The following is a 12,083-nucleotide window of genomic DNA, read 5'->3' as shown; positions in this document are numbered from 1 at the left end:
GCCGTGCTGACACGGAACGAACTGGCATGCCTCTACTTCCCGTACGCCGACCCGAGCGCCTCCCCGTCCCTGCTGACCGCCGCACTGCTCTTCGACAGGATCTACTTTCTCGAACTGAACTTCTTCCGGCGCCCGGGCACGGCGGGCCCGGACGGCGTGGCGCCGGCCGGCGGCCGGCTTCCCCGGGAACTGCACGACCTGGGCTGCTTCTCGGAGCTGGGCCCGAGTCTGCTGGGCCTCAACCACTCGGTGAGTCCCGGCCGTTCCGTCATCGACGAGAGCGTGCGCGACGAGATCCGGGCCAGCATCAGGGACGACCTGGACAACGACGAACTGGTGCGGTTGGCGCGGGACACGGGAAAGGCGCACTGGTACCTGCCCAACGGCCAGTATCTCTTCTGGTCCGGGCTGGGCATCGTCTTCGACTACGTCCGAGACCGTCAGGGGGAACTGGTCGCCGTGCCGGAAGTCCTGGCGGCGAGGCCGGACGCCTATCGGCGGACCCTCGTCCGCTGGGGGTACCAGGCTCAGGTCCGGTCCTTCGAAGAGGCGCGGCTGCGGGATCCCGGGGGCGAACTGATGGTGCGGCTGCCGTTTCTCGCGGCGGAGTCGCTCATGCTGACGGTCGCCCTGCACGCCTGCCGGGAGATGCGCCTGGCGCCGTTCACGGACAGCATGCTGCACCAACGGTTCCTGGCCGGGAAACTGAGCCGCCTCACCGGTCGGTTCGCCGGCGTCCCGGGCTTCTCGCCGTCCTACTCCGAGGTCGGGACGAGGCTGATCGAGCTGAGCCTGCCGCGCATCGAGAACCTCACCCCGGACCGCGTCCACCAGCTGCGGGAGAAGTGCGGGGACCAGCTGGTGCCGTTCCGGCAGGAGGTGCTCAAGATGGCCTCCGAGATCGAGACGAACCCCTGGGACCCCGAGTTCGAGCGGCACCTGACGAGATACATCGACACCAAGGTGCGTCCCGCGCTGAACGATCTGGAGGAGAGACTGCGTGACCTCAGACGCGGTCTCGGCCTCGTCATGATCGAGAAGGCCACCACCACCGCTCCGCTGCCACTGCTGGTGAGCGTCTTCACGGGCATGCCGGTCGAATGGATCCTGCCGGCCAGCCTGGGAGTCGTCTCCTTGAAGGAAGCACTCTCCTACGCGAACAACCGCTCGAAGCTCAAGCGGAACGGGCTGAGCTTCCTGCTGGAATTCCGGTAGCCGCCGGCGGCCCCCCGGCCGCGTGCGGGAGCCCGCGTGGGCGCGAAGGAGCGGGACCCCTCGGCCGGGATCCCGCTCCGTGGCGCACCGCTTCGTCAGTGCTTGAAGACGTCCTTGGTCTTCTCCTTGGCCTGACGGGCCGCACCCTTGGATTTCTTGGCCTGCCCCTCGGCCGTCATCCGCTCGTTGCCCACGGCGTGGCCGAGTGTCTCCTTGGCCTTCCCGGTGGCTTCCTCCATCTTGCCCTTGGCCTTCTGCCCTCCGGCCATCGTCGATCACCGTCCTAGCCCATTGGAAATCCGTGCACCACTGCGAGTACCCAGTCTCGGAGGGTCAAACGGCACGGCGGTCAGGTCCGCCGCCCGGCGTCGGGGGGCGGCAGCAGCGTCCCCAGCGGGCCGAGGTCCAGGTTGAGGTCCTCCATGGTCAGGCCGTGCTCGGCGCACAGGTCCTCCATGCGGTCGTGCAGGATCATGAGAGTGGAGCCGAGCCGCTCCTCCTGCTCCTCGGTGAGGTCCCCCCGGTCCACCCGGTGCAGCGCCTGGCGCTCCATGAGCTGCCGCAGCAGTTCGACCAGGGTGAGGACGAGCCTGACGAGGTCGCGCTCCACGGTGTCCGGGTCGGTGCGGATGCGGCGGACGGCCTGCGGCGGCCCCGAGTGCCGGGCGGGCGCGACGTCCTCCGGTACGGCGGGCAGCAGCCGGAAGGCCCGGGCGGCCGCGTCGGCGACCTCGGTCAGACGGTCCGGCGGTCCGGGGCGCCGGGCACCGGCCGGGCCCGTCACGGCGCGTCCTCGGCGCGCGCCGGTGCCGCCCACGGTGACGGGTCCCGGGAGCTCACGGAGACGATCAGAGCCCGCAGCGAGATGCGGACCAGGTCGATGTCGGCGATGGACAGCACCAGGTCGCCGGTGACGACGACGCCCCCGCTGAGCAGGCGGTCGAGCAGGTCGACGAGGGCCACCTGGCGCTGCGCCAGCGGCTCGGCACCGGCCGGCCGCGCCACGCCGTTCACGGCGCCCGGTCCGTCACGGGAGGCTGGGCGCCGGGCAGGGCGGCGAACGAGTACGGTGCCCAGGGCCCGGTGACGTCGATCCGCACCCCGGGCAGGTCCCGGACGGCGTCGACGATCCGGGTACGGAAGTCCGCCGCCGAGTCACGGGCGAGCAGGTAGGCGTCGTTGACCACGTTCTCCCCGGTGCCGACGGCGAGTTCGCCCTGCTGGACCCGGTGCCGGGCGTGGTCGGCCGCCATGGCCCGGCCGATCGCCTCGACGCGTTCGGCGGCCTGCCGGGCGGCCTGGTAGGACGCGTCGCGCGTGTGCCGCTGGGACCGGCGGGCGCGCAGGTAGGCCCGGCCAGGACCGAGCCCCTCGGCCGGGGCGTCCACCGCCGCGTCGGAGGTCCGGGTGTCCGGCGGCGGTTCGACGTAGATCTTCACGCCCCATTCGAGATGTCCCGCCAGCCGCCGCAGGGCGTGCGCGAACGCGTCCGCCTCCTCCCGCAGCATCGCCGCCACCCGCCCGTCGTCCAGGTACACCGTGGCGAGCCGCAGCGGCAGCACGGTGGTGCGGGCCGCCAGCGCCTCGATCACCGAGTGGTGGGCGCGGGCGACGGCCTCCAGCCAGTCGAGGTCCTCCAGGTGCCGGCGCAGCGCGTCCTCCCGGAAGTCCTCGGCGGGCACCGAACCGACGGCGGCCGCCGGTGCGGTCCCGGAACCCCCCGGCACCAGGCGGACGGGCGCCCCCGCCACACCGTCCACACCGCGCAGGACGGCGCCGAGATCCTGCGCGGGGCACAGCACGGCGTACGCGTAGGTGACCGACTCACTCATCGGCCACCCTCTTCGCGCGTCGCGGCGCGGCGGGCCGCGACGCACGCCGCCGTCCGCCGTCCGGCCGCGGCTCCTCGGCGTCAGCCGTGCCGCCGGCGGACAGGGCCCGCTCGTCCCGCAGCGCCTCGATCTCCGCCCGGAGCCTTCTGTTCTCGTCGGCCAGGCCCCGCTCGCCGGCCCGTGAGGAGAGCGACGGATCATGTTCCCACCAGTCGATCCCCATCTCCCGGGCCTTGTCGACGGAGGCGACCACGAGCCGGAGTTTGACGGTGAGCAGTTCGATGTCGAGGAGGTTGATCCGGATGTCCCCCGCGATGACGATGCCCTTGTCCAGCACGCGCTCCAGGATGTCGGCGAGGTTCGCGGAGGAGCCCTGTGCGTAGGCGTACGGCGCCGTCGCCCGGGAGGGGTACGTACTCAGACGGTCGGCAGAGGGTTCCGACACCACAAGCACCTCGTTTCCAGCTCAGCGGGCCAGGTCGCCGCGTCGGTAGGCCGCGATCTCCTCCAGACGGTCCAGGAGCCGGTCCTCGCGCTCGTCGAATTCCGCCTGGTCGATGCGGCCCGCCAGCAGTTCTCTCTCCAGCGCGGCCAGTTCACGCTCGACGGGTTCGGGGTCGTAGTACTCCCGCTCGGCGGCCTCGACCACCCGGTCGACGACCCAGCCCACACCGCGCACCGGCGCGAGCGGAAGGGTCAGGAGCTGAGTCAGCAAGCCCATGAGCGGTGCCTCTCACACGAAGCTGTACGGGGGCAGCGGTCCGCGCAGCCGGAGCTCGCAGTCCTCGCCCAGCTGGTTGGCCAGACTGATCCCCGTGGCCAGGAACATCTCCTCCTTGTCCGTCGGGACCAGGAAGGAGACGCTGAGGAAGTCCTCACCGCCGGGGGTGGCGCGGCTCTCGTCGCGCACATACGGGTGCAGTGCCTCGACGATGCCCTGGGCGAGCGCGTCCTGGCGCGCCCCGGCTTCCTGCGAGACCAGTTCGCCGAGCGCCAGCGACATCTCCGGGGTGCCGGAGCCGGCCCGGATGGCGGTGTTGAGTTCGCGGGCCTCGTCGGACTCGAGCAGGATCCGGCGCAGCAGGGCCTCCTCCTCCCAGGAGCACTTCAGGTTGTACTCGGTGGTGCCGTCCAGCGCGCGCAGCCGTTCCCGGTACTCGGCCGCCCTGTTCTCCAGGACCGTGCGCACCGCGCCGTCGTCGTCCGTCGTCATGCCGAACCGCAGCGGCAGCACGGATCCGTCGGCCATCAGCCGCTCCTGTACATCTTGGTGGGCCAGCACGTCGCGCCGCCGGGCACGCAGGTCCTCGGGCATGTCGCTGACGACCGCGCACAGCCCCCCGGCCGTCACCGTGCGCAGCGTGGCGGGCGGGTCGCCGACGCCGTGGACGCCCTCCAGTCTCGTCGGATGGTCCTCCGAGGTGATGGAGTACACGTAGACGGCCATGGTCACTCCCTCCGCCGCCGTGACGACGAGCCGACCGGACGGCGCCGCCGCTGCCGGGGCTCCTCCTCGTACACGGGCTCCTCGTCGTCCTCGTACTCCTCGTCGTCCGCCTCGTCCTCGTCACCGCGGTCACCGGTCAGGGTGTCCTTGACGGCCTCGACCGCGCCGGTCAGGGCCCCCTTGGACTTTCCCCGCGCGCCGCCCTCGGTCATCTCGCCGACCAGATCGGTGAGCTGGGTGGGCTGTTTGCTGCCCGCTTCGAGATCCAGGCGGTTGCACGCCTCGGCGAACCGCAGGTAGGTGTCGACGCTGGCGACGACGATGCGGACGTCGATCTTGAGGATTTCGATGCCGACGAGCGACACACGGACGAAGACGTCGATGACGAGTCCGCGGTCGAGAATCAGATCCAGGACGTCGTACAGACTGCTCGTGCTGCCGCGCGAGGCACCGCCTCCGCCCTGTGGCACCACAGTCATGGGTGCCTCCCTTCACCACCCCCTGGTGCGTGTCAGCGGCGTCTGTCGATCTGCCCGCGGGTGTAGCGGCGGGTCCGTTCGTACGCCAGCAGTTCACCTCTCGCACTCAGCGTCACGTGGTACGTCCCGAGGACGCTGGTGGTCTCGGGGACTCGCTCCAGTTCGAGTACCTCGACATCGGCTTCCCATCCCTCCTCGGTCGGTCTGATCGCCGATACCGACTCCGGGGTCCGCCCGAGGAGTTCCTCCAGCTGCCCCGCGGCGGACCGCATGGCCCAGGCCGCCGAGTGCGCGGCGGGCTTCCGGGTGCCACCACTGTCGGCTTGACGTGCGATGTCGTCACCGCGGGAGCGGCGCCTGCCACTCCCCGTGCCGTTCTTGTCAGACGCGGGCATGTTCCCAACTCCGTCGCTGGAGCGGCACTCTGCCATCACAAAACGTACCATTTCACCATATACGCCTTGAAAGTGTGCTGCGACGGGCCGGTGGCGGCCGCGCGCCGCCGCGCGGCCGTACCGCGGCTCGCCGGAGGGAATGATCGATGAACGATTCGACGAAAATCGCTCTCGCTGCCGCAGTCGCCGGTGGTTACGTCCTCGGCCGCGCCAAGAAGGGAAGGCTCGCCTTCGGTCTGGCCACCTATGTCGCGGGCCGCCGCTTCGGCCTGGAACCCCAGCAACTTCTCACCGAGGGACTGCGCAGGCTTCAGGAGATACCCCAGGTCGCGGACCTCAACGAGCAGGTGCGCGGGGAGTTCAAGGACGCCGGACGCAAGGCCCTCGTCGCGGCCGCGGACCGCAAACTCGCCGACCTGGCGGACGCCTTGCACGAGCGGACCGCACGCGTCGGAAGCGAGAAGGGGGACCGGCAGGAGGGAGAGGACGAGGAAGAGGAGGAGTACGAGGAGGAGTACGAGCCGGAGGAGGAAGAGGAGGAAGAAGAAGAGGGAGAGGACGAGGAGTACGAGGACGAAGGCGCCGGGGAGGAGGACGAAGAGGAGCCGGAGGACGCGGAGTTGGAGGAGGAAGAGGAGGAAGAGGAGCAGCCCAGGGCCAGGAGGTTCAGGCTGGGCCGTCGCGGACACGGCCACGGCGGCAAGGAGGAGACCGAGGAGGAACCGCCCCGCCGCCGCTCGTCGGAGCGCCGCTCCGCGCCGCGCAGGACATCGGCCCCCGCCAAGAAGGCGCAGCCCGCCAGGAAGACGGCCGCCAAGAAGTCGGCGCCGGCCGGCAGGACCGCGGCGAAGCGGACCCCGGCTCCTGCGAAGAAGTCCGCGGCCAAGAAGACGGCCGCACCCGCCAGGAAGAAGGCCGCGCCGGCCAGGAAGACCGCGGCGAAGCGGACCCCGGCTCCTGCGAAGAAGTCCGCGGCCAAGAAGACCGTCCCGCAGAAGACGACGGCCAAGAAGGCGTCAGCGCGACGGAGGTAGGCCATGGCGAGGACGGCACAGCAGACCGACCGGGACGAATCCTCCGGCCTGGACCGGTTGCGCGAGGAGTTCGTCGACTACCTCGGTGCGCAGATGGAGCACCTCGCGGACGTCGCGGGCGGCAAAGTGGAGGATCTGACCGGCCAGTTGATGGACGTGGTCGACAACGGCGGTGTCCTGCCGAAGGTCGGTGCCCGTGTCCTCCAGGGGGACAACCCCGTCAAAGCCCTGATCGGCGAGAAGGCGAAGAGCATCAAGGACAGCGCGACCGAGAAGCTGTCCGGTCTGTTCGGCGGCGGCAAGGGCCGCAAGTCCGGAACCTCCAAGGTGACGACCATCATCGAGCACCTGGACGTGGGTGTTCCCGTCCGGGTCGCCTACGACCACTGGACCCGCTTCGAGAAGTTCAGCTCCTTCACGAAGGGCGTACGCAGCGTGTCCCAGGGGGACGACACCGGCAGCGACTGGAAGGTGAAGGTCGGCCCGTCCACACGTTCCTGGAAGGCCACCGTCCAGGAGCAGATCCCGGACGAGCGCATCATGTGGACCTCGGACGGCGCCAAGGGCAGCACCCGGGGATGCGTGAGCTTCCACGAGGTGACGCCCACCCTCACCCACATCGTGCTCGTCGTCGAGTACTACCCCTCGGGCTTCTTCGAGAAGACCGGCAACCTGTGGCGTGCCCAGGGACGCCGGCTGCGTCTCGACGCCAAGCACTTCCAGCGGTACGTCACCCTCTCCGACGAGTCCGCCGACGGCTGGCGCGGTGAGATCCGCGACGGCGAGGTGGTGCGTACGCACGAGGAGGCGATGGAGGAAGAGGAGGCGGAGTACGAGGACGAGGAGCCGGAGGAGGGAACCGCCGAGGAGGACGAAGAAGAAGGGGAGGAGGCCCCGGAGGGCGAATACCCCGAGGCGGAGGCCGAGTACGAGGACGAGCAGGACGCGGGCGAGGAGGACGAGGACGACGAGGACGAAGAGGACGAAGAGGAGGAGGACGAGGAGAGCGACGAGGACGAGAGCTGAGCCCCCGTCCTCCCGGCCGCCTCGCCTCGCGCGTCACCCGAACGGCGTGGCGTGCGGGAGTCCGGGTCTGGCTCCATGCTGGACGAGAGGGGAGGGAAACCAGGGGGTGCCCCAACGGAGGGAGTGGTGGGGATGCAGGTCGTTGTGGACCTCACACGCTGCCAGGGCTACGCACAGTGCGTCTTCCTCGCACCGCAGGTTTTCGAGCTGCACGGGGACGAGGGGCTGCTGTACGCCACCGCCGTCCCCGACGACCAGGTGGAGCGGACTCGCCAGGCCGTGGCCGCGTGCCCGGTACAGGCGATCCTTCTCGGGGAGGAGGTGAGCCGCGGTGCGCGATGATCTCAAGGACGGCCGGATCGTCATTGTCGGCGCGTCGCTCGCGGGTCTGCGGGCCGCCGAAGGCCTGCGCGACGAGGGTTTCACCGGCTCGGTGACCGTGATCGGCGACGAACCCCACCCGCCCTACGACCGGCCGCCGCTGTCCAAGCAGGTACTGCTCGGGCAGGCGACGGCGGCGACCACCGGACTTCCGATGCGCCGCGACCCGGACGCCGAATGGCGGCTCGGGCAGGGCGCCCGCGGTGTGGACCTGCTCGCGAAGCAGGTGGTGCTGGAGAACGGCGAGCCGATCCCGTACGACCGGCTGCTGATCGCCACCGGCACCCGCGCCCGCCCCTGGCCCGACCCCGACGAAGGCGCCCTGGACGGCGTCTTCACACTCCGTACCAGCGAGGACGCCGGGGGACTGGCCGCGCGGCTGGCCGCCGGACCGGAACGGGTGCTCGTCATCGGGGGCGGCTTCACCGGCTCCGAGATCGCCTCCGCCTGCCGCGAGCGCGGACTGGCCGTCACGGTCGCCGAACGCGGCCCCGCGCCCCTGGTGGGCGCCCTGGGCGGCACCCTGTCCAAGCTCGCGGCCGTCATGCACCGCAACCACGGCGTCGACCTGCGCACCGGAGTGACGGTCACCTCCCTGCTCGGGGACAGCAAGGGCTGCTTCATCGGCGCCCAACTGTCCGACGGCAGCCGCGTCGACGCCGACGTCTGCGTGGTGGCGCTCGGCGCGGTCCGCAACGTCGAGTGGCTGGCCGACTCCGGGCTGGCGGCTGGACCGCGCGGGGTGACCTGCGACGCCGGCTGCCGCGCCTTCACCATGTACGGCATCGTGACCGACGACGTCTTCGTGGCCGGTGACGTCTCCCGGTTCCCGCACCCGCTCTTCGGCTACCAGCTGCTCTCCCTGGAACACTGGGGCAACGCGGTCGAACAGGCCGCGGTCGCGGCCCACAACATGGTCAACCCGGGTCCGCTGCAACGCCCCCACCTGTCCATCCCGACGTTCTGGTCGACCCAGTTCGGGCTCAACATCAAGTCGGTGGGCGTGCCGACCTACTCCGACCACGTGGTCATCGCCCAGGGATCGCTCGAATCGCGCCGCCTGGCCATGGTCTACGGCTACCAGGGGCGGGTCACCGCCGCCGTCACCGTCGACATGGCCAAGTCCCTCGACTACTACCGGCACATGATCGAGACGGCCGCCCCGTTCCCGCCCCCGCCCGGCGCGGCGGACCGCGCGCTCGCGGCCGACGTCCCGGTCCCGTCCGACGTCCCGGATCCCTCCGTGCTCTCGCACGGCCCCACCGTCGCCCTCACCGGATACCTGCCCGACCGTCGGCTGGCCGTGGTGCAGCCGACGCGCTGACCCGCCTCCGTCCACGACTCCCATCACGAGGAGCCACCATGGACTCCGAGACCCTGCTGGCACGGATCACCGACTACGCCAGCCGTCCCGACCCCTACCCGCTCTACGCCGAACTCCGGGAGACCGGCCCCGCGGTGCGGCAGGAGGACGGCACCTACCTGGTCGGCGGCTACCACGACATCGCCGCCCTGCTCCACGACCCGCGGATGAGCGCCGACCCGCGCACCCGCGGACAGGAGACCCGCAAACCGCCGTTCCTGCGGCTCGACGACCCCGAACACCACAGGCTGCGCACGCTGGCCATGCGGCCCTTCGGACCGCCGCACAGCCCCGGTCACGTCGACGCCATGCGCGACGAGGTCGACCGGATCACCGCGGAGCTGCTGGCACCCCTCGAAGCGGGCGGCCGGATCGACATCGTCGACGACTTCGCCTACCCGCTGCCCGTCACCGTGATCTGCCGGCTGCTCGGCGTGCCCCGCGAGGACGAGCCGCTCTTCAGGGCCTGGTCCGACGCGCTGGTCGCGTCCGCCGACCTCACCCCCGAGGACGAGAACTCCGCCGCCGAGCACGAGGCGGGCGAGCGGGCCAGGACCGAGCTGGGCGGGTATCTCGTGCACCTCGCCGAACAGCGCAGGGGCGACCCGGGCGACGACCTGCTCTCCGCCCTGGTGAACGAACCGGACCCGGAGCTGCGGCTCAGCCGGGAGGAACTCGCCGAGACCGCCGTGCTGTTGCTCATCGCGGGACACGAGACGACGGTCAACCTCATCACCAACGGAGTGCTCACCTTCCTGCGCGGACCCGAACACCTGGACCGGCTCCGCCGCGACCCCGGCCTGATGCCCCGGACGGTCGAGGAACTCCTGCGCTACGAACCCCCGGTGCACATGCGCGAGCGCATCCCGCTCGCCGACGTCACCGTCGGCGACACCACCCTTCCCCGGGGGACCTCCGTCGTCCTCGTGCTGGCCTCGGGCAACCGCGACCCCCGGAGGTTCGAGGATCCCGACCGGTTCGATCCCGTCCGCCCCGACAACGAACACCTCGGTTTCGGCAACGGCGTCCACCTCTGCTACGGCGGACCGCTCGCCCGCATCGAGGCCCAGACCGCGCTCACCGCGCTGCTCCCGCTGCTCGGCACCGCGAGCCTGGTCCAGGACCCGCCTCCCTACCGTCAGAACGCCATGCTGCGCGGCCCCCGCCACCTGCGGCTCCAGCTGTGACCGTGCCCCCGGCGGTGCCTACTCCGGGCCGCCGCGGGTGGTGGCGAAACGGGTGCGGTAGTGCGACGGGGTGGTCCCCAGACGGCGTGCGAAGGCACGGCGCAGGGTCTCGTCGCTGCCCAGACCGCTGTACCGCGCCGCCGAGGTGACGCTGTGGCCGTCCAGGAGCAGCTGCTGGGCGCGGTCCAGACGCACCCGCTCCACCCAGCGGGCGGGAGTGGTGCCCAGCTCGGCGCGGAACAGCCGGACGAGATGGCGCGGGCTGACGGCGGCCGACGCGGCCAGGGCGGGCAGGCTGTGGTCAGCGGTCGGATCCGCGAGCACGGACGCGATCAGCGCGCGGAGCAGGTCGCTGCGGGCCGGCGGGGTGCTGATGGCCGTCGAGAACTGGGACTGCCCGCCCGGGCGCTGCATGAAGACGACCAGCTCGCGGGCGATGTCCCGGGCCACGCCGGCGCCGTGGTCGTCCTCCACCAGGGCGAGCGCCAGGTCGATGCCCGCGCTGATGCCCGCCGAGGTGACGAACCGGCCGTCACGGACGTGGATGGCGTCCGGTTCGACCCGCACCCGGGGATAGCGGCCGGCGAACGCGGCCGCGTGCCGCCAGTGGGTCGTCGCCCGGCGGCCGTCGAGCAGACCCGCCTCGCCCAGCAGGAACGCACCCGTGCACACCGAGGCGACGCGGCGCGCTCCCTCCGCGAGCCGGCGCGCCGTGGCCAGCAGCTCGTCCTCGATCGGCCGCTCGGCCAGCCGGTCGCCGCCCGCGACCAGGACCGTGTCGACCGGGCCGGCGTCGGCCGCCCGGACCGTGCCGGCCAGAGCCGGTCCGGCGGACGTGGCGACCGTCCCGCCCTTCGGCGAGACCAGCACCAGCTCGTAGGGGCTCGAGTGCCGGCCCGCCTGGTGCAGCACCTCGCAGGGGCCGCTGACGTCCAGCATCGTCACCCCGTCGAAGACGACGAAGCCCACCCGATGTGCCATGTCCCGATCCGTGGTTTTCCTGGCAGCAGAGACATGGCCCAGCCTACGCCCACCGAAGAATCCTGGACGCACACCACCGATCCGGTATGGAGGCAGAGAACGATGAGCGAAGAGATCGCAGGCGTACGGATCCCGGACACCGCCCTGGTCCGGGAGGCCACCGAGATGGTGCGCGACGTCGCCGTACCGCTGGTGTTCGACCACTCCCGGCGGGTCTACCTGTGGGGCTCGCTGCGCGGCCACGCCCTGGGGCTGGCCTTCGACCCCGAGCTGCTGTACGTGGGGGCGATGTTCCACGACCTGGGGCTGACCAAGAGCCTGCGCCGCACCGACCAGCGCTTCGAGATCGACGGCGCGGACGAGGCCCGACGCTTCCTGAGCGCCCACGGCATCACCGGCGAACCCGCCGACCGGGTCTGGACGGCCATCGCCCTGCACACCACCCCCGAGATCCCGCTGCACATGGCACCCGAGATCGCCCTGGTCACCCGGGGTGTCGAGCTGGACGTCCTGGGCATCGGCTACCACGAGGTCAGCGACGAGGAGCGGGCCGCGGTGGTCGCCGCGCACCCGCGCCCGGACTTCAAGAACCAGATCCTCGCCGCCTTCACCGAGGGCATCAAGGACCGCCCCGACACCACCTTCGGCAACGTCAAGGCGGACGTCCTCGCGCACTACGTCCCCGGATTCCGCCGCGGCGACTTCGTCGAGGTGATCAAGGGCTCCGCCTGGCCCGAGTGACC

At 71.3% G+C, this 12,083-nt stretch carries 17 protein-coding genes; 7 read left to right on the top strand and 10 right to left on the bottom strand.

Annotated elements, in window-relative coordinates; translation table 11 throughout:
* Positions 1-3 precede the first annotated feature (3 nt).
* Positions 4-1,215 (top strand): hypothetical protein, encoded by a 1,212-nt coding sequence (locus tag ACFY3I_RS07750; protein ID WP_390859829.1) that lies wholly within the window; start codon positions 4-6, stop codon positions 1,213-1,215.
* 95 nt (positions 1,216-1,310) lie between these two features.
* On the opposite strand, the gene ACFY3I_RS07745 is transcribed toward ACFY3I_RS07750, so the two are convergent.
* From ACFY3I_RS07745 to ACFY3I_RS07705, 9 genes are all read right to left on the bottom strand, one after another.
* A complete protein-coding gene (locus tag ACFY3I_RS07745) occupies positions 1,311-1,484 on the bottom strand; it encodes a CsbD family protein (protein ID WP_365287039.1) in 174 nt (57 codons plus the stop codon).
* 80 nt (positions 1,485-1,564) lie between these two features.
* Complete coding sequence (locus tag ACFY3I_RS07740; protein ID WP_365287040.1) at positions 1,565-1,999, bottom strand: gas vesicle protein K; 435 nt, start codon at positions 1,997-1,999, stop codon at positions 1,565-1,567.
* Positions 1,996-2,229: a gas vesicle protein gene (locus ACFY3I_RS07735; RefSeq protein WP_390859828.1), complete on the bottom strand. Its 234-nt coding sequence runs from the start codon at positions 2,227-2,229 to the stop codon at positions 1,996-1,998. The genes ACFY3I_RS07740 and ACFY3I_RS07735 overlap by 4 nt, the downstream gene beginning before the upstream one ends.
* Entirely contained in the window at positions 2,226-3,047 is an 822-nt protein-coding gene (locus ACFY3I_RS07730; protein ID WP_390859827.1) for a GvpL/GvpF family gas vesicle protein, read from the bottom strand. Before ACFY3I_RS07730 ends, ACFY3I_RS07735 begins: the two co-directional genes overlap by 4 nt.
* Positions 3,040-3,492: a gas vesicle protein gene (locus tag ACFY3I_RS07725; protein ID WP_390859826.1), complete on the bottom strand. Its 453-nt coding sequence runs from the start codon at positions 3,490-3,492 to the stop codon at positions 3,040-3,042. The genes ACFY3I_RS07730 and ACFY3I_RS07725 overlap by 8 nt, the downstream gene beginning before the upstream one ends.
* A 21-nt stretch (positions 3,493-3,513) precedes the next feature.
* Positions 3,514-3,768: a gas vesicle protein GvpG gene (locus tag ACFY3I_RS07720; protein WP_365287046.1), complete on the bottom strand. Its 255-nt coding sequence runs from the start codon at positions 3,766-3,768 to the stop codon at positions 3,514-3,516.
* Between the two features lie 12 nt (positions 3,769-3,780).
* Positions 3,781-4,494 (bottom strand): GvpL/GvpF family gas vesicle protein, encoded by a 714-nt coding sequence (locus ACFY3I_RS07715; protein ID WP_390859825.1) that lies wholly within the window; start codon positions 4,492-4,494, stop codon positions 3,781-3,783.
* Between the two features lie 2 nt (positions 4,495-4,496).
* Positions 4,497-4,973 carry a gas vesicle structural protein GvpA gene (locus ACFY3I_RS07710; RefSeq protein WP_390859824.1) on the bottom strand — a complete coding sequence of 159 codons (477 nt, stop codon included), beginning with the start codon at positions 4,971-4,973 and terminating at the stop codon, positions 4,497-4,499.
* Between the two features lie 32 nt (positions 4,974-5,005).
* Entirely contained in the window at positions 5,006-5,368 is a 363-nt protein-coding gene (locus tag ACFY3I_RS07705; protein ID WP_390859823.1) for a gas vesicle protein, read from the bottom strand.
* 146 nt (positions 5,369-5,514) lie between these two features.
* Here ACFY3I_RS07705 and ACFY3I_RS07700 point away from each other — a divergent pair, with 146 nt between their 5' ends.
* The 5 genes from ACFY3I_RS07700 (at position 5,515) to ACFY3I_RS07680 (ending at position 10,359) form a co-directional block, all read left to right on the top strand.
* Positions 5,515-6,402 (top strand): histone protein, encoded by an 888-nt coding sequence (locus tag ACFY3I_RS07700; protein WP_390859822.1) that lies wholly within the window; start codon positions 5,515-5,517, stop codon positions 6,400-6,402.
* Positions 6,403-6,405: 3 nt separating this feature from the next.
* Positions 6,406-7,428 carry an SRPBCC family protein gene (locus tag ACFY3I_RS07695; RefSeq protein ID WP_390859821.1) on the top strand — a complete coding sequence of 341 codons (1,023 nt, stop codon included), beginning with the start codon at positions 6,406-6,408 and terminating at the stop codon, positions 7,426-7,428.
* Between the two features lie 132 nt (positions 7,429-7,560).
* On the top strand, positions 7,561-7,770 hold the full coding sequence (locus ACFY3I_RS07690) for a ferredoxin (protein WP_365287058.1): 210 nt from the start codon (positions 7,561-7,563) through the stop codon (positions 7,768-7,770).
* Positions 7,760-9,133 (top strand): NAD(P)/FAD-dependent oxidoreductase, encoded by a 1,374-nt coding sequence (locus ACFY3I_RS07685; RefSeq protein WP_390859820.1) that lies wholly within the window; start codon positions 7,760-7,762, stop codon positions 9,131-9,133. The genes ACFY3I_RS07690 and ACFY3I_RS07685 overlap by 11 nt, the downstream gene beginning before the upstream one ends.
* A gap of 38 nt (positions 9,134-9,171) precedes the next feature.
* The gene (locus ACFY3I_RS07680) at positions 9,172-10,359 is read left to right on the top strand and encodes a cytochrome P450 (protein WP_390859819.1); all 1,188 of its coding nucleotides are present in this window, start codon (positions 9,172-9,174) and stop codon (positions 10,357-10,359) included.
* Between the two features lie 18 nt (positions 10,360-10,377).
* Here the strand turns inward: ACFY3I_RS07680 and ACFY3I_RS07675 are convergent, their stop codons facing one another.
* Positions 10,378-11,340, bottom strand: coding sequence for a DJ-1/PfpI family protein (locus ACFY3I_RS07675; RefSeq protein ID WP_365287064.1), 963 nt, complete (start codon positions 11,338-11,340; stop codon positions 10,378-10,380).
* 102 nt (positions 11,341-11,442) lie between these two features.
* On the opposite strand from ACFY3I_RS07675, the gene ACFY3I_RS07670 reads away from it, so the two are divergent.
* A complete protein-coding gene (locus tag ACFY3I_RS07670; protein WP_390859818.1) occupies positions 11,443-12,081 on the top strand; it encodes an HD domain-containing protein in 639 nt (212 codons plus the stop codon).
* Positions 12,082-12,083 lie beyond the last annotated feature (2 nt).

Origin of the sequence: Streptomyces sp. NPDC001068 (genome assembly GCF_042897315.1) — a bacterium.
Classification (GTDB): Bacteria; Actinomycetota; Actinomycetes; order Streptomycetales; family Streptomycetaceae; genus Streptomyces.
The sequence above is the reverse complement of the archived record's forward strand: the minus strand, read 5'-3'. Positions and strand labels throughout refer to the sequence as shown.